Below are 17100 nucleotides of genomic sequence, written 5' to 3'. Positions count from 1 at the left end.
ACCATGCACAACCCCCGCATCCGGAAGATAGGTTCCCGTGTGGTCGGCCCCGGCTCGCCGGCGTACGTCATCGGCGAGATCGGCATCAACCACAACGGCGAGCTGGAGAACGCCCTCGCGCTCATCGACGCCGCCGTCGAGGCCGGCTGTGACGCGGTGAAGTTCCAGAAGCGCACGCCGGAGATCTGCACCCCGCGCGACCAGTGGGACATCGAGCGCGACACTCCCTGGGGCCGGATGACCTACATCGACTACCGCCACCGCGTGGAGTTCGGCGAGGACGAGTACAGAGCCATCGACGAGTACTGCAAGAAGAAGGGCATCGACTGGTTCGCGTCCCCGTGGGACACCGAGGCAGTCGCCTTCCTGGAGAAGTTCGACGTCCCCACCCACAAGGTGGCATCGGCCTCGCTGACCGACGACGAGCTGCTGCGCGCCCTGCGTGCCACCGGCAAGACGGTCATCCTGTCCACCGGTATGTCGACTCCGGCCCAGATCCGCCACGCCGTCGAGGTGCTGGGCAGCGACAACATTGTCCTGCTGCACGCCACGTCGACGTATCCGGCCAAGGCCGAGGAGCTCAACCTCCACGTCATCAACACCCTTCAGACCGCGTACCCGAACGTCCCGATCGGCTACTCCGGCCACGAGATCGGTCTGCAGACCACCGTCGCCGCGGTCGCCATCGGCGCCTGCATGGTCGAGCGCCATATCACCCTCGACCGGGCCATGTGGGGTTCGGACCAGGCCGCGTCCGTGGAGCCGCAGGGCCTGCAGCGTCTCGTCCGCGACATCCGCACCATCGAGGCGTCGCTCGGCGACGGCGTCAAGAAGGTCTACGAGTCCGAGCTCGGCCCGATGAAGAAGCTGCGTCGCGTCGTCGGCACCGTCGCCGAATCGGTGGCCCCGGTCGCGTGATGAGAACCCTCGCCCTGGTGGAAAGCCCCGCCCAGCTGCTGAACGTGGCGGAATGGGCGTATTGCGCACGCCAGGGCGAGGCCGAGGCCCACCAGGGTGAGGATTCCGCTGTCCAGGTCGCGGTGCTGCTTCCTCTGGACCCGTGGTCCAGGGTGCAGCTCGCCCGGGTGGCGGAGCTGACCGCCGGCCACGGACTGGACATCACACACTTCGAGATCCGGTCCGGAACGGTCAGCCGCATGCGGCAGTTCGCCACCGTGCGCAGGTTGGTTGCGGGGGCCGAGCGGCTGGTCGTCGGTGATCTCTTCTCCGGAATGGTGCAGACACTGCTGCCCTCGGCCAAAGCGCGGGACCTGGTGATCGTCGACGACGGCACGGCGACCACGGAGTTCGTACGCATCGTCATGGAAGGCCGACGGCTGACCCGTTGGCATCAGCAAACAAACGGTGCCGGGCGCGGCGGCAGGGCGATGGACTGGCTCTTGGAACCGTCGCTGCTGCGCTCCCTGTTCACATGCATGGAGGTGGCCCAACCTCCCGGCATCCGCGTCGTGTCCAACGCGTACGCCTGGACCCGCTCCCTTTTCCCGCATCCGACGGTCCGAACGGGTGCCGACCTGCTGGGCACTTCGCTGGTCGAGACGGGGATCGTGGGGGAGGAGCGGTACCTCGACGCGGTGCGGGCCATCGTGCGCGCGCGAGGGGTGGACCGCTATCTGGCGCACCGCCGCGAAAGCAGGGCGAAGCTCCGGCGCATCGCCGAGGCCACGGGGGTGAGTGTGCTCCGGCCCGACCTTCCCCTCGAACCCCTCGCGGCCCAAGGGCCCATCGGTCACACGGTTCTGACGTTTCCCTCCACCGTGGCGCACACGCTGCCGATCGTCCTGCGAGGACTGGGAATCCGTATCGAACTCTGCGAGATCGACGAGGCGTGGTTCACACCGGGCACGACCTCCCATGCGGCGGACTTCCTGCGGGAGATGGCGGAGTCCGCGAAGCAGCGGCATGGGCTGCCGAGCATGCGGGCCGGTTCAGGTTCCGGATCATTCCCGTACGCGGTTGACCGGCCGGGGCATCGGAGCTCAAGGGGGGCGCCGCTTGACGGGCAGGGGCGTCAGATCTGACGCCATTGCCCCAGCGTGAGCCCGTCCGTCGACGACTGCCGGGTGATGCGGGGAGCGCCGTCGGTGCCGAGCAGGGCCAGGACGATACGGCCCTTCGCGTCCAGCGTGATGATGGGGTCGCCCAGGCAGGGCTGGCCGACCTCCGCCCACTGCACCCCCCACTCCTCCGCATTGGTCACGAACGCTCCGAAGATGGGGCTGCCGCTGAGGCCACGGTGGACAAGGACGGTGCAGTCCTGCCCGTCGATGCGGGTGCGCAACGCGGAGGGGGTACCGCCGCCGGGTGTGCCGCCGATCGGTACGACGGATCCGTTGGGGCGTATCGCCAGGAGACTGGAGGAGTACGCGTCGCCGACGTAGTAGGTGAGCTGGTCCTCGGAGGTTTCCAGGGCCACTCCGGTACCCGGGACGATGGTCACGGGGATGTCTTCAAGGCGCTCGAACTGGCCGCCCTGGACGGGCTGTTGCCAGTGGTGCACGGGCTTGTCCGACGGCGCGAGCACGCCGATGCGGCCCTTGGAGGTGACCCCGACGACCACCCCCTCGTGCAGCGCGCTGCCGCGCAGGTCGTGCCAGGGACGCCATTTGCCGTCCTTGTCCTCGTGGCGCAGATGCAGTCCCCGGCCCGCGTTGCGGGCGAAGATGTACAGGGTTCCGGCGCCGTCGACGGCCCCAACGGGATATCCCATGCGGGGATGGCGGTCGTCGGTGTCCTTGTAGGGGTTGGCGATCGCCCGCCATCCGTTGATCGGTCGGCCCGACTGGTACTGCATGGTGCACATCAGGTCGACCGTTGTCCGGCCGTCGGCGTGCCGCCGGGTGCGACGGGCGAGGAAATGCAGATAGCCATTGGCGCCCTGCGCGATCGACAGGTGAGTCAGCCCCGACGGAACGGGGAAGAATGCGGGGCCCTCCCAGTCGGGTCCGCCCGGCCGCGCCTCCGTCCAGCGCAGCAGGCCGTCGGCCGCCAGGGCGAAGAGGGAGAGGCGTCCATCCGTACCACGGGTGAGCCATGTACCGCCGACCGGATTCTCGGCTCCCTGCGCGGAAGCTCTGTGTGCGGAAGACGCCGGTTCGTATGCCCCGGTCCGGGGCGCGCGCCGCGCGCTCCTCGATCTTCCCCGCATGATGTGCCGTCCACCCTTCCGTCGGCCTGGAACGGCCTCCCCACACGGCGGCCAGAATTGACACATTATAGGCATGAGACTATTTCGATCATTGACCTTGTCTCCTATTTGTGATCATCTCCCGGATGTCGAGATGTGATCGCCCCCCCGGACGCCGAGAGAGGGCTCCCGCCGCGGCGGGAGCCCTCTCTCGTGCGTGTGCTGGTTACGCCGGAACCGAAGCCACCCCGGGCTCCAGGAACCGCTTCCCGTTCACCCGCTCCGAGACGCCCTCACGGTCCAGGTACGGCGTGATGCCGCCCAGGTGGAAGGGCCAGCCCGCACCGGTGATCAGGCAGAGGTCGATGTCCTGGGCCTCGGCGACGACGCCCTCGTCCAGCATCAGACCGATCTCCTGCGCCACCGCGTCCAGGACGCGGTCGCGGACCTGCTCCTCGGACAGGACGACATCGCCCTGCTTGAGGAGAGCGGCGACCTCCGGGTCGAGCTCCGGTTTGCCGGAGTCGTATACGTAGAAGCCGCGCTTGCCGGCCTTGACGACCGCCGCGAGGTTCTCGGAGACGGTGAAACGCTCCGGGAATGCGCGGTTCAGGGTCTCGGAGACGTGCAGACCGATGGCCGGGCCGACCAGCTCCAGGAGCACCAGCGGGGACATCGGCAGACCGAGGGGCTCGATGGCCTTCTCGGCGACCTCGACCGGGGTGCCCTCGTCGATGACGTTCTGGATCTCGCCCATGAAGCGGGTGAGGATGCGGTTGACGACGAACGCCGGGGCGTCCTTCACCAGCACCGCTGTCTTCTTCAGCTTCCGTGCCACACCGAACGCCGTGGCCAGCGAGGCGTCGTCGGTCTGCTCGCCGCGGACGATCTCCAGCAGCGGGAGGATCGCGACCGGGTTGAAGAAGTGGAAGCCGACGACCCGCTCCGGGTGCTGCAGCTTCGACGCCATCTCGGTGACCGAGAGGGACGAGGTGTTGGTGGCGAGGATCGCGTGCGCCGGGGCGACCGCCTCGACCTCCGCGAACACCTGCTGCTTGACGCCGATCTCCTCGAAGACGGCCTCGATGATGAAGTCGGCGTCGGAGAAGCCCTCGGCCTTGTCCAGCACACCGGTGACCAGGGCCTTGAGGCGGTTGGCCTTGTCCTGGTTGATCCGGCCCTTGCCGAGCAGCTTCTCGATCTCGGCGTGGACATAGCCCACACCCTTGTCGACGCGCTCCTGGTCGATGTCGGTGAGGACGACAGGGACCTCGAGGCGGCGGAGGAAGAGAAGGGCGAGCTGCGAAGCCATCAGGCCCGCACCCACCACGCCGACCTTGGTGACCGGGCGGGCCAGGTTCTTGTCCGGGGCACCGGCCGGGCGCTTGGCGCGCTTCTGGACCAGGTTGAAGGCGTAGATCCCGGAGCGCAGCTCGCCGCCCACGATCAGGTCCGCGAGGGCCTGGTCCTCGGCGTCGAAGCCGGCGCTCAGGTCGCCGTCCTTCGCCGCGGCGATGATCTCCAGCGCGCGGTACGCGGCCGGGGCGGCGCCGTGCACCTTGGAGTCGGCGATGGCCCTGCCACGGGCGACGGCCCGGTCCCAGGCGTCACCGCGGTCGACCTCGGGGCGCTCCACCGTGACCGTGCCGTTCAGCACGTTCGCGGTCCAGACCAGCGACTGCTCCAGGAAGTCCGCGCCCTCGAAGATCGCGTCGGCGATGCCGAGCTCGAAGACCTGCTCGCCCTTCAGCTGGCGGTTCTGGTTCAGCGAGTTCTCGATGATGACGGAGACCGCGCGGTCGGCGCCGATCAGGTTCGGCAGCAGGGCGCAGCCGCCCCAGCCGGGGACCAGACCGAGGAAGACCTCGGGCAGCGAGAACGCGGGCAACGCCTTGGAGACGGTGCGGTACGAGCAGTGCAGACCGACCTCGACACCGCCGCCCATCGCCGCGCCGTTGTAGTACGCGAACGTCGGGACCGCGAGACCGGAGAGGCGGCGGAACACGTCGTGGCCGCCCTTGCCGATGGCGAGCGCGTCGTCGTGGTTCTTCAGCAGCTCGACGCCCTTGAGGTCGGCGCCGACCGCGAAGATGAACGGCTTGCCGGTGATGCCGATACCGGCGATCGCACCCTCGGCGGCCTCCTTCTCGACCTGGTCGACGGCGGCGTTCAGGTTCGCCAGCGACTGCGGTCCGAAGGTGGTCGGCTTGGTGTGGTCCAGGCCGTTGTCCAGCGTGATGAGGGCGAACCTGCCCGCGCCCGCCGGCAGGTCGAGGTGGCGCACGTGCGCCTGCGTGACGACCTCGCCCGGGAACAGCTCGGCCGCGCCCATCAGAAGCTCAGTGGTGGAACTCACTTGTTGCCTCCGTCGAAGTGCGGGTTCTCCCAGATGACCGTCGCGCCCATGCCGAAGCCGACGCACATGGTGGTCAGGCCGTAGCGGACCTGCGGCTGCTCCTCGAACTGGCGGGCCAGCTGCGTCATCAGACGCACGCCGGAGGCGGCCAGCGGGTGACCGTAGGCGATGGCGCCGCCGTACTGGTTGACGCGTGCGTCGTCGTCGGCGATGCCGTAGTGGTCGAGGAAGGCGAGCACCTGCACGGCGAACGCCTCATTGATCTCGAAGAGACCGATGTCACCGATCGAGAGCCCGGCCTTGGCGAGGGCCTTCTCGGTCGACGGGATCGGGCCGTAGCCCATGACCTCCGGCTCGACACCCGCGAAGGCGTACGAGACGAGGCGCATCTTGACCGGGAGACCGAGCTCGCGGGCGACTTCCTCGGCGGCGAGCAGCGAGGCGGTGGCGCCGTCGTTGAGCCCCGCGGCGTTACCGGCGGTGACGCGGCCGTGGGCACGGAACGGCGTCTTCAGACCGGCCAGGGACTCCAGCGTGGTGCCCGGACGCATCGGCTCGTCGGCCGTGACCAGGCCCCAGCCCGTCTCACCGGCCGAGCCCGCGGCGGAGCCGCTGTCGGCTGCAGCGGTGCGGCGCACCGAGATCGGCACCAGGTCCTGCTGGATCGTGCCGTTGGCGTACGCCTTGGCGGCCTTCTCCTGCGAGCGGACCGCGTACTCGTCGGCGCGGTCCTTGGTGATCTGCGGGTACCGGTCGTGCAGGTTCTCCGCCGTCATGCCCATGAAGAGGGCGGACTCGTCGACCAGCTTCTCCGACACGAAGCGCGGGTTCGGGTCCACGCCCTCGCCCATCGGGTGGCGGCCCATGTGCTCGACACCACCGGCGACGACGACGTCGTACGCGCCGAAGGCGATGGAACCGGCCGTCGACGTGACGGCGGTCAGGGCGCCCGCACACATGCGGTCGATGGAGTAGCCGGGCACCGACTGCGGCAGACCGGCCAGGATTCCGGCGGTCCGGCCCAGCGTCAGGCCCTGGTCGCCGATCTGGGTGGTCGCGGCGATGGCGACCTCGTCGATACGGGCGGGGTCCAGGTCCGGGTTGCGGCGCAGCAGCTCCCGGATGGCCTTCACGACGAGATCGTCGGCGCGGGTCTCGTGGTAGATGCCCTTCGGGCCCGCCTTGCCGAACGGGGTGCGGACGCCGTCGACGAAGACGACGTCCCGGATGGTACGAGGCACGATGGCTCTCCTCCAGGGTGCGGGATGGCACTGCTGCGGAGCACGCCTCGGAGGCGCGCCGCACCCCTTCATGCTACTTGCGGGTAACCAAGTGGGGTAGTCCCCGCGCCCGGAGCGGCGAACGTCACACTGGGTGAGGGGCCGTGTGAGGCGTCCGGGGCGCCGACAGCGCCCCCGGAAGCCCCGGGACATCAACCCGTGCAGATCAGCGTCGCGTTCGCCCAGTCTCCGTGGTCTCGGGAAGCCGCTCAGGCGGCCTCGGCCAGCGCGCGGACCAGCAGCGGCGCCACCCGTTCGACCTGCCAGCGCCGCGCCCCGTACGAGGTGAGCGCGTCCTCGACCGCGTCCGGCGTCGGATTCTTCGGCGGCTCCCAGCAGACGCGGCGCACCGTGTCCGGCGTGATCAGGTTCTCCTGCGGCATGTGCAGCCGCTCGGCGAGCTCCGACACCGCGGCGCGGGCCGCCGACAGCCGGGCGGCGGCCGCTGGGTCCTTGTCCGCCCAGGAACGCGGCGGCGGCGGGCCCGCGAGAGGCTGGCCCGGCTGAGGGAGCTCGGCTTCGGGCAGCGCCTTGGCCCGGTCGACGGCCGCCTGCCACTGCTCCAGCTGACGCCGTCCCATCCGGTGGCCGAAGCCGGGCAGGGCGGTCAGGGCCTGGACGTCGGCCGGCAGCGAGAGGGCCGCCTCGACGATCGCCGCGTCGCCGAGCACCTTGCCGGGCGAGATGTCGCGGCGCTGCGCGACCTGGTCGCGGGCGTTCCACAGCTCCCGTACGACCGCCATCTGGCGGCGACGGCGCACCTTGTGCATACCGGACGTGCGGCGCCACGGGTCCTTGCGCGGGGGAGCGGGCGGCGCCGAGGCGATCGCGTCGAACTCCTCCTGTGCCCACTCCAGCTTGCCCTGACGGTCGAGCTCCCCCTCCAGGGCGTTGCGCAGATCGATCAGCAGCTCGACATCGAGCGCGGCATAGCGGAGCCAGGGGTCGGGCAGCGGGCGGGTGGACCAGTCGACGGCGGAGTGCCCCTTCTCCAGCGCGTAGCCGAGCACGCTCTCGACCATCGCGCCGAGGCCGACCCGCGGGAATCCGGCCAGCCGTCCGGCGAGCTCCGTGTCGAAGAGCCCGGTGGGGGTCATCCCTATTTCGCGCAGACAGGGCAGGTCCTGGGTGGCGGCGTGCAGGATCCACTCGCTGCCCTGCAGTGCGCCGCCGAGCGACGACAGGTCGGGGCAGCCGACCGGGTCGATCAGCGCGCTGCCCGCACCCTCACGACGCAGCTGTACGAGATAGGCGCGCTGGCCGTAGCGGTAGCCGGATGCGCGTTCGGCATCGACGGCGACGGGGCCGGTGCCCGCGGCGAAGGCCGCGACCACCCGGGCGAGGGCGTCGTCGGAGGCCACCACCGGGGGAATGCCCTCGCGAGGTTCGAGCAAGGGGATCGGCGCCGGGGCGACGTCGTCCGGGGGAGCGCCCCCGGTGGTTCGCAGTGAAGTGTCTGCTGCGGTCTCTTGGGCGTCGGTCACGTGTCAAGGGTATCTGTGTATGTACGGCGCCCGTCGACGGAACGTTCCGTCGACGGGCGCCGATGAATGTAAACCAGCCGGGTCCGCGTCTCGGTACACGCCGGCCGGCGTGCTGGGGTCAGTGGATGATGCCCGTGCGCAGGGCCACGGCGACCATTCCGGCGCGGTCACCGGTGCCGAGCTTGCGGGCGATGCGGGCGAGGTGGCTCTTGACCGTCAGGGCGGAGAGCCCCATGGAGACGCCGATGGCCTTGTTGGACTGGCCTTCGGCAACCAGCCGGAGCACCTCCACCTCGCGGCCGGACAGTTCGCGGTAGCCGCCCGGGTGGCTCGGGGTGCCGGGGGGCCGACGGTGCATACGGGCGGCATTGGCGCCGATGGGGGCGACGCCGGGTCGGGTCGGGTGGCCGATATTGGTGCGTGTGCCGGTGACGACATAGCCCTTCACGCCGCCCGCCAGGGCGTTGCGTACGGCGCCGATGTCATCGGCGGCGGAGAGGGCGAGGCCGTTCGGCCAGCCGGCGGCTCGGGTTTCGGACAACAGGGTCAGCCCGGAACCGTCGGGCAGATGGACGTCGGCAACACAGATGTCGCGCGGGTTGCCGACGCGGGGACGGGCCTCCGCGATGGACGACGCCTCGATGACGTCACGTACTCCGAGGGCCCACAGGTGGCGGGTGACGGTGGAACGGACGCGGGGGTCGGCCACGACGACCATGGCCGTCGGCTTGTTCGGGCGGTAGGCGACCAGGCTTGCGGGCTGCTCTAGGAGAACGGACACCAGGCCTCCTGGGGAGTGGCGGGACGGGCCGGCTCGGGGATGAAGCCGGGGCGAACCGTGCTTGAAGGGTCATTGACCTCTTCGGCAGCAGACCCGTCCTCCTTTAGAGGAAGATCACGATTTCATGCGTAACAATTCGGGCAAATCGGACGGGCGATCGATTGTACGAAAAGAATGCCGGTAGCTGTGCGAAGCCTGTGACGCACCGTCACGGACAGGATCCGGTGGATCCGGCGGCCGGGACACGCGGCATGGTCCGGTGCCGCGTGCTCAGGCGGCCGGGACGAGCGTGCGGGATCCGGCGTACGGCACCGGCGGCGAAACGCTGCAGGCAGGACCGGGTGTCCGGGGGTGCGGCGGCGCGACCGGGCGTGCGGGCCCGGAGGTCCGGATACAGCGGCGCGACCGGGCGCACGGGATCCGGCTGCGGAGCGACGGGCCGCGCCGGCGTGCGGAACCGGGGGTACGGAACCGGCATGCCGGGCCCTCTGCCGGAGCCGCCGCGCGGAAGAGTCCCGGATCCGGCTTCGGACCGGCCACAAGGAACGGGCACAAGGAATGGGCACAACGGAATCGGTGGGATACGGAACCGGCGTAGGCGGGATCCGCCTCCGCGTCCGGCCTGTGCACCCACACGGCGCATCCGGCCTACGCACCCGGCTACGGTGCCTGCGGGCCGCGCCGCTGGGGCAGTGTCACCACCGCCGCGTCGGCCGGTCCCGACGGCGGCAGACCGGCGATCTGGCACAGCAGATCTCCCCACGCCGCCAGATGCGCCGCCGTGTCCGGCACCCCGTCACGCCCCTCGCGCGGCGTCCAGGACGCACGGATCTCGATCTGGGTCGCCGGGCGCCGCTCGGCCAGGGTCCCGAAGTAGTGGGAACCGGCGCGGGTGACCGTGCCGCCAGCCTCCCCGTACGACAGCCCCCGCGCCTCCAGCGCGCCGGTCAGCCAGGACCAGCACACCTCCGGCAGCAGCGGGTCGGACGCCATCTCCGGCTCCAGCTCGGCGCGTACCAGCGTCACCAGCCGGAATGTGCCGTGCCAGGCGTCATGCCCGGCCGGGTCGTGCAGCAGCACGAGGCGGCCGTCGGCGAGATCGTCCTCGCCGTCGACGACCGCCGCCTCCACGGCGTACGCGTGCGGAGCGAGGCGCTGGGGCGGCCGAGTCGGCTCCACTTCCAGCTCGGGGCGGAGCCGCGCGGAGCGCAACGCTTCCACCGCCGACCGGAACGCGGGCGGGACGGAACTGCCCTCCGCACTGTCCTTGCCGTCAGCGCTGTCGGAATGTTCGGAAAATTGTCCCTGAGCCGGAGCCATGCGGGGAAGAGTAGGCGGAACCGGAGCCTCGTGCAGGGAGGGACACCCTGCGGGACTCGGCTCCTTACCGCTTCATGCGAAGATTCTGTGCGTGAGCGCCAACGACAGCCCCTCGGGCCAGCAGACGATGACCTCCGCCACCCATGAGTCGGCGTTCCTGAAGGCGTGCCGCCGCGAGCCCGTGCCGCACACGCCGGTCTGGTTCATGCGCCAGGCGGGGCGCTCGCTGCCCGAGTACCTGAAGGTGCGCGAGGGCATCGCGATGCTCGACTCCTGCATGATGCCGGAGCTGGTCACGGAGATCACGCTGCAGCCCGTACGCCGCCACAAGGTCGACGCGGCGATCTACTTCAGCGACATCGTCGTCCCCCTCAAGGCCATCGGGATCGACCTCGACATCAAGCCCGGCGTCGGTCCGGTCGTTGCGGACCCGATCCGTACCCGGGCCGACCTGGCCCGGCTGCGTGACCTCACGCCGGAGGACGTCCACTACGTCACCGAGGCCATCGGCATGCTCACCGCGGAACTCGGGTCGACGCCGCTCATCGGGTTCGCCGGTGCGCCGTTCACTCTCGCGAGCTACCTCGTGGAGGGCGGCCCGTCCCGCAGCCACGAGCGCACCAAGGCGATGATGTACGGCGAGCCGGAGCTCTGGGCCGAGCTGCTCGACCGGCTGGCGGAGATCACCGGTGCGTTCCTGAAGGTGCAGATCGAGGCGGGCGCCTCGGCCGTGCAGCTCTTCGACTCCTGGGTCGGCGCGCTCGCCCCCGCCGACTACCGCAGCTCCGTGATGCCGGCCTCCGCGAAGGTCTTCGACGCGGTTGCCTCGTACGGTGTCCCACGCATCCACTTCGGTGTCGGCACCGGTGAACTGCTCGGGCTGATGGGCGAGGCGGGCGCGGATGTCGTCGGCGTCGACTGGCGGGTCCCGATGGACGAGGGTGCGCGCCGGGTCGGACCCGGCAAGGCGCTCCAGGGCAACCTCGACCCGGCGGTGCTGTTCGCGCCGACGGCGACGGTGGAGGCGAAGACGCGTGAGGTGCTGGACGCGGCCGCCGGTCTGGAAGGCCACATCTTCAACCTGGGGCACGGCGTGATGCCGACGACCGACCCGGACGCACTGACCCGGCTCGTCGAGTACGTCCACACGCAGACGGCCCGCTGAACCGGTCGCCGAAACGCATCCTGCTCGCCGTGAAACCCTCGAGTTCCGCGGCGAGCAGTGCATTCGGGGGCGTTACGGGCAGTTGATGGGCGGTTGCCGGAGTTCACCCGGCAGAAGTCGGCACCGGCACCGCCGTCGACGGTGCCACCGCTGACGGCGACCTGCAGGAAGTTCGTCGCAACCAGTGACCATGGAGTGATCGTCCGTCCGCCTGATGACGGAGAGTTCCCTTACACACCCGCCGCGCGCACGGCCTGGACCGTCTTGCGTGCCGCCACCAGGACCGGGTCCCACACCGGCGAGAACGGCGGGGCATATCCCAGGTCGAGCGCCGTCATCTGCTCCACCGTCATCCCCGCGGTGAGTGCGACCGCCGCGATGTCGACGCGCTTCGCCGCTCCGTCCCGGCCCACGATCTGTACGCCGAGCAGCCGGCCCGTGCGGTACTCCGCGAGCATCTTCACCGTCATCGGCTGAGTGCCCGGGTAGTAGCCCGCCCGCCCGGTCGACTCGATCGTCGCCGTGACGAACCGGAGCCCCACCGCGCGGGCGTCCTTCTCCCGCAGCCCCGTCCGGGCGATCTCCAGGTCGCAGACCTTGCTGACCGCCGTACCGACCACGCCCGGGAATGTCCCGTACCCGCCGCCCGCATTGGACCCGATGATCTGGCCGTGCTTGTTGGCGTGGGTGCCCAGCGCGATATGCCGGGTGCGGCCCGCCACCAGGTCGAGAACCTCGACGCAGTCGCCGCCCGCCCAGATGTTGTCGTGCCCGACGACCCGCATCGACAGATCGGTGAGCAGACCGCCGTGCGGGCCGACCGGGAGGCCGGCCGAGCGGGCCAGCGTCGTCTCCGGTTCGACGCCGATGCCGAGCACCACCACGTCCGCGGGGTAGGTCCCCTCCTCCGTGGCGACCGCAGAGACCCGGCCGTCGGCGCCGGTGATGATCTTGCTGACCCGGGCCCGGTTCACCGTCGTGATGCCCAGACCGTCCATCGCGTCGTGGACCAGGCGCCCCATGTCGGGGTCGAGCGTCGCCATCGGCTGCTCTCCGCGGTTGAGGACCGTCACCTCGAAGCCGTGCTTCAGCAGCGCCTCCGCCATCTCGACACCGATGTACCCGGCGCCGACGACGACCGCGCGCCGGCCGGGCGCCCGGTCCAGTGAGTCCAGCAGCGCCTGGCCGTCGTCCAGGGTCTGCACCCCGTGCACCCCGGCCGCGTCCATGCCGGGCAGCGCGGGGCGTACCGGCCGGGCACCGGTCGCGATCACCAGCTTGTCGAAGCCGGCCCAGTACGTCTCTCCGGTGTCCCGGTCAAGCGCGCGCACCCGTTGCCCGGCGACATCGATCTCCGTCACCTCGGTGCGCATCCGCAGATCGATGGCACGGGCCCGGTGCTCCTCGGGCGTACGGGCGATGAGGTCGTCCCGCTGCTCGACGTCTCCGCCGACCCAGTAGGGGATGCCGCAGGCGGAGTACGAGGTGAAGTGGCCGCGCTCGAAGGCGACGATGCCCATCTCGTCCGGCCCCTTGAGCCTGCGGGCCTGGGACGCGGCGGACATGCCCGCCGCGTCCCCACCGATGACCACCAGTCGCTCCGCTGCCATGCCGGGTCCCTTCGAGCGTCGAGTCCGAAGGACCACGCTACGACCCTCAGGGAGCGGACGGAGTCTCCGGTGGTACGGGGGCGTGCTCGGGCGCCGCCGCCGGTACGGGGGCGTGCTCGGCTGTCCGCGGTGTGCGGTGCCGGGTGAGCCGGGTGCGCACCAGCCGCCAGAGCAGCAGCAGCGCGGCCGCGGCCGCCAGGAACGGCGCCGCCGCACCCACCGCCATCGCGATCCACTTCACCGTGGTCACGAAAGCGTGCCAGCCGCCGCCGAGCGCGTCCACGAACCCCGGATCGTCGTCGTCCGCGCCCTGCGCCGCGGACTCCGGCTCGGAGAGGTCGAGGGTGATCGTGGCCAGGGTGGTGCGGTCCTTGAGCGACTCCTGCCGGGTGAGCAGCGACTCCAGCTCTGCCTGGCGATTGCTCAGTTCCCCTTCCAGGGCGACCACATCGGCAATCTTCTCGGCCCGGTCCATCAGTTTCCGGACCCGGGCGACGCTCGCCCGCTGGGTGGCGATCCGGCTCTCCACGTCGACGACCTGATCGGTGACGTCCTTGGCCTCCGACGTACGGGACAGCAGCTTCCCGCCGCCCGCCAGCTTCCGCAGCACGGCGTCGTACTCGGCCTGCGGCACCCGCAGCACGAGGTGCGACATTTCGCGCAGGTCGTCGATCCGGTCGGTGGACTCGTTCGCCACCAGCCCGCCCGCATCCTCCGTGACCGAACGGGCTGCCGCGGCCGCCTTCGGCACGCTCTTCACCTCCACGGAGAGCGAGGCCTTACGGATGACATGGGTGGTGGTCAGCGCGGGGGACCTGGTCGACCGAGCCGGGCTGCCGTCGGCGGCCCCCCGGTCCGACTTCCCGCCGGCGGAGTCGGCGCGCTCCGCAGGAGCCGCCGCCTTGTGGTCCGCGGAGTCCGCCGCCGTCTTGCTGCTGCCGGAGCTGTCGTCGGCGCCGCCGCAGCCGCTCAGCGCGAGCAGCGCGGCAAGCATCCCGGCGGCGAGCGCCGTGCGCGAACGGCGGGTGGACGAACGGCTCGAATGACGTGCTCTCTGCATAACTGCTCCCCCAGGGCGGGTGGTTGATGGTTCCGGTTCGACGTGCGAGACGGGGGTGCGGGTTGCCCTTTACCGGTTTCGAAGCGGTCACGTTCAGGACTCGGAAGAGGTTTGAGAGAGTGGGGGCATGCAGCGTTCAACACACCGCGTGGACACAGGTACGGGTCATGTCGTCGTCATCGGCGGCGGCATCGCCGGACTCGCGGCCGCCCACCGGCTCATCGGCGCAGGACTGCGGGTCACGCTCCTGGAGGCGACCGACCGGCTGGGCGGCAAACTCATGACCGGTGAGATCGCCGGCACCCGGGTCGATCTGGGTGCGGAGTCGATGCTGGCCAGACGACCCGAGGCGGTGGACCTGGCGCGCGCCGTCGGGCTCGGCGACCGGCTTCAGCCACCCGCCACCGCCACCGCGTCGGTCTGGACGCGGGGCGATCTGCGGCCGATGCCCCAGGGCCATGTGATGGGCGTCCCGGGCGACCCCGACGCACTCAGCGGGGTGATCTCCCCGGAGGGTCTCGCCCGCATCGCGCAGGAACGGGACCTCACGCCGACCGCGGTCGGCGACGATGTCGCGGTCGGCGCGTATGTCGCCGACCGGCTGGGCCGCGAGGTCGTCGACCGGCTTGTGGAGCCCCTGCTCGGCGGCGTCTACGCGGGCGACGCCTACCGGATCTCGATGCGCGCAGCCGTGCCGCAGCTCTTCGAGGTGGTCCAGGAGGGCGGCTCGCTGCTCGACGGCGTGCAGCGCATCCAGCGGCAGTCCGCAGCCCGGCAGCAGACCGGCCCGGTCTTCCAGGGCATCGACGGCGGCATCGGCACCCTGCCGGACGCGGTCGCCGACGCCGTGCGCGCCGGAGGCGGCGAGATCCTCACCGCCACACCCGTCCTGGGCGTGACCCGTACCGCCGACGGCTGGGACGTCCGTACCGACACCCGGGTGATCGCCGCCGACGGCATCGTCCTCGCCGCCCCCGCCTGGTCCGCGTCGACGCTGCTGGCCGCCGAGTCCCCGGCCGCCTCCGCCGAGCTCGCGGGCGTCGAGTACGCGTCGATGGCGCTGGTCACCCTGGCGTTCCGGCGCTCCGACGTGGCGGCCACGGGCGCCCTCGACGGGCGCTCCGGCTTCCTCGTGCCGCCGGTCGACGGCCGTACGATCAAGGCCTCCACCTTCTCCACCCACAAGTGGCAGTGGGTCGCCGACGCCGCCCCCGACCTGTTCATCCTGCGCACCTCGGTCGGCCGGTACGGCGAGGAGGACCATCTCCACCGCGAGGACACCGAACTCGTCGGCGTCTCGCTGCGTGACCTCGCCGACGCCACCGGACTCGCCGCGAAGCCGGTGGACACCGAGGTCACCCGGTGGATCGGCGGCCTGCCCCAGTACCCCGTCGGTCATCTGACCCGGGTCGCCCGGATCCGCGACGAGGTCGCCAAGTTGCCGGCCCTGCGGGTCTGCGGAGCGGTGTACGACGGGGTCGGCATCCCCGCCTGCATCGCCGGCGCCCACCGGGCCGCGGACGAGATCGCCGCGGACATCGCGGGCGGGACCGCGGGAGAGATCATTGCCACTCCGACCCCGGTTCAGGGCACACGGAGCGAGGCAGGACAATAGCCGTATGAGTGCGCCTGAGAAGATTCCGAACGCCGGTAAGAAGGCCAAGGACCTCAACGAGGTCATCCGCTACACGCTGTGGTCCGTCTTCAAGTTGCGCGACGTGCTGCCCGTCGACCGTGCCGGTTACGCCGACGAGGTCCAGGAGCTGTTCGACCAGCTCGCGGCCAAGGACATCACCGTCCGCGGCACCTACGACGTGTCCGGCCTGCGTGCCGACGCCGATGTCATGATCTGGTGGCACGCGGAGACGGCGGACGAGCTGCAGGAGGCGTACAACCTCTTCCGGCGCACCAAGCTGGGCCTGGCGCTGGAGCCCGTCTGGTCGAACATGGCGCTGCACCGCCCCGCCGAGTTCAACAAGTCGCACATCCCGGCGTTCCTCGCCGACGAGACGCCGCGCAACTACATCAGCGTGTACCCCTTCGTGCGCAGCTACGACTGGTACCTGCTGCCCGACGAGGACCGCCGCCGCATGCTCGCGGACCACGGCAAGATGGCCCGCGGCTACCCCGACGTCCGCGCCAACACCGTGGCCTCGTTCTCGCTCGGCGACTACGAGTGGATCCTCGCCTTCGAGGCCGACGAGCTGGACCGCATCGTCGACCTCATGCGTCATCTGCGGGCCTCCGAGGCGCGGATGCACGTCCGCGAGGAGGTCCCCTTCTACACGGGCCGCAGGAAGTCCGTCGCAGACCTGGTGGCCGGGCTCGCGTAGCGAGCGGGCTCCGACCACCCCAACCCGGAAGATCAGACGGCGGGCGCCGGCGCACAGCTGTGCGCTGCCCGCCGCTCCAGCGACACCGGGTTCGGCTTCGGGTTCGCCGAGGGCTCCGACCTGCGGCGATCCCGAGACCTGCGGGGAAGCGCACCGCCCTTCCCCGCAGGTCCCCGGCCCGCCTCCGCGTGGGCCGGTCGCATGTTCCCGCGGCGGCACGACGGTCCGTGCCGCCCCGCCGCACGAGCGCTCACCAGCCAGGAACGGCTTCGCCCCCGGGCGGCGGCGTGCTCCTGAAGAACCGCTCGCTCCACCGGGTCATGGGCGACCGGCCGCTGGACGGAGACGATGCCGGGACCGCCGACCGCCAGACGTCCGTCCGTCTGCATGGCGGCGAGTGCGGTGTCCACGACCCTGCCCGGCCCGCCGTTCAGGAATGCCACTTCGTAGAGGTCGTGGGCAGGGCCACCGGGACCGCGCCGGGCATTCGAGGGCCCCACGATCAGGAGGGTCGAGGAGACCGCGACGGCCGGCGTCACCAGCAGAGCGACGATGTTCATTCC

At 70.8% G+C, this 17100-nt stretch carries 14 protein-coding genes; 5 read left to right on the top strand and 9 right to left on the bottom strand.

Annotated elements, in window-relative coordinates; translation table 11 throughout:
* Nucleotides 1-3: 3 nt before the first annotated feature.
* Both OH809_RS10290 and OH809_RS10285 read left to right on the top strand, forming a co-directional pair.
* Nucleotides 4-918, top strand: coding sequence for an N-acetylneuraminate synthase family protein (locus tag OH809_RS10290; RefSeq protein ID WP_406422693.1), 915 nt, complete (start codon nt 4-6; stop codon nt 916-918).
* On the top strand, nt 918-2042 hold the full coding sequence (locus tag OH809_RS10285; RefSeq protein ID WP_406422694.1) for a hypothetical protein: 1125 nt from the start codon (nt 918-920) through the stop codon (nt 2040-2042). The genes OH809_RS10290 and OH809_RS10285 overlap by 1 nt, the downstream gene beginning before the upstream one ends.
* Here the strand turns inward: OH809_RS10285 and OH809_RS10280 are convergent.
* The 6 genes from OH809_RS10280 to OH809_RS10255 all read right to left on the bottom strand — a co-directional run bounded on the left by OH809_RS10280 (nt 2033) and on the right by OH809_RS10255 (nt 10369).
* Complete coding sequence (locus OH809_RS10280; RefSeq protein ID WP_406422695.1) at nt 2033-3169, bottom strand: hypothetical protein; 1137 nt, start codon at nt 3167-3169, stop codon at nt 2033-2035. The genes OH809_RS10285 and OH809_RS10280 overlap by 10 nt on opposite strands.
* 205 nt (nt 3170-3374) lie before the next feature.
* Nucleotides 3375-5504 (bottom strand): 3-hydroxyacyl-CoA dehydrogenase NAD-binding domain-containing protein, encoded by a 2130-nt coding sequence (locus tag OH809_RS10275; RefSeq protein ID WP_406422696.1) that lies wholly within the window; start codon nt 5502-5504, stop codon nt 3375-3377.
* The gene (locus OH809_RS10270; RefSeq protein WP_406422697.1) at nt 5501-6745 is read right to left on the bottom strand and encodes a thiolase family protein; all 1245 of its coding nucleotides are present in this window, start codon (nt 6743-6745) and stop codon (nt 5501-5503) included. Before OH809_RS10270 ends, OH809_RS10275 begins: the two co-directional genes overlap by 4 nt.
* Before the next feature lie 248 nt (nt 6746-6993).
* Entirely contained in the window at nt 6994-8268 is a 1275-nt protein-coding gene (locus tag OH809_RS10265) for an HRDC domain-containing protein (protein WP_406422698.1), read from the bottom strand.
* Between the two features lie 118 nt (nt 8269-8386).
* Nucleotides 8387-9049 (bottom strand): response regulator transcription factor, encoded by a 663-nt coding sequence (locus OH809_RS10260; protein ID WP_024488613.1) that lies wholly within the window; start codon nt 9047-9049, stop codon nt 8387-8389.
* Between the two features lie 660 nt (nt 9050-9709).
* Nucleotides 9710-10369, bottom strand: a complete 660-nt coding sequence (locus OH809_RS10255; protein ID WP_406422699.1) for a DUF3000 domain-containing protein — start codon at nt 10367-10369, stop codon at nt 9710-9712.
* A gap of 91 nt (nt 10370-10460) precedes the next feature.
* Here OH809_RS10255 and hemE point away from each other — a divergent pair, with 91 nt between their 5' ends.
* Nucleotides 10461-11534, top strand: coding sequence for a uroporphyrinogen decarboxylase (hemE, locus tag OH809_RS10250; protein WP_406422700.1), 1074 nt, complete (start codon nt 10461-10463; stop codon nt 11532-11534).
* Between the two features lie 230 nt (nt 11535-11764).
* Here the strand turns inward: hemE and OH809_RS10245 are convergent, their stop codons facing one another.
* Nucleotides 11765-13144 (bottom strand): FAD-dependent oxidoreductase, encoded by a 1380-nt coding sequence (locus OH809_RS10245; RefSeq protein ID WP_406422701.1) that lies wholly within the window; start codon nt 13142-13144, stop codon nt 11765-11767.
* 46 nt (nt 13145-13190) lie between these two features.
* Nucleotides 13191-14204, bottom strand: a complete 1014-nt coding sequence (locus tag OH809_RS10240; RefSeq protein WP_406422702.1) for a DUF4349 domain-containing protein — start codon at nt 14202-14204, stop codon at nt 13191-13193.
* Nucleotides 14205-14331: 127 nt separating this feature from the next.
* Here OH809_RS10240 and hemG point away from each other — a divergent pair, with 127 nt between their 5' ends.
* Entirely contained in the window at nt 14332-15819 is a 1488-nt protein-coding gene (gene hemG, locus OH809_RS10235) for a protoporphyrinogen oxidase (protein ID WP_406422703.1), read from the top strand.
* 4 nt (nt 15820-15823) lie between these two features.
* On the top strand, nt 15824-16537 hold the full coding sequence (gene hemQ / locus OH809_RS10230; protein ID WP_406422704.1) for a hydrogen peroxide-dependent heme synthase: 714 nt from the start codon (nt 15824-15826) through the stop codon (nt 16535-16537).
* A gap of 32 nt (nt 16538-16569) precedes the next feature.
* Here hemQ and OH809_RS10225 read toward each other — a convergent pair whose 3' ends face one another.
* On the bottom strand, nt 16570-17097 hold the full coding sequence (locus OH809_RS10225; RefSeq protein ID WP_406422705.1) for a TIGR04222 domain-containing membrane protein: 528 nt from the start codon (nt 17095-17097) through the stop codon (nt 16570-16572).
* Nucleotides 17098-17100: the final 3 nt, after the last annotated feature.

The organism is Streptomyces sp. NBC_00873, from assembly GCF_045207415.1.
Taxonomy (GTDB): Bacteria; Actinomycetota; Actinomycetes; order Streptomycetales; family Streptomycetaceae; genus Streptomyces.
This window is presented reverse-complemented; position numbering and strand designations above follow the sequence as displayed.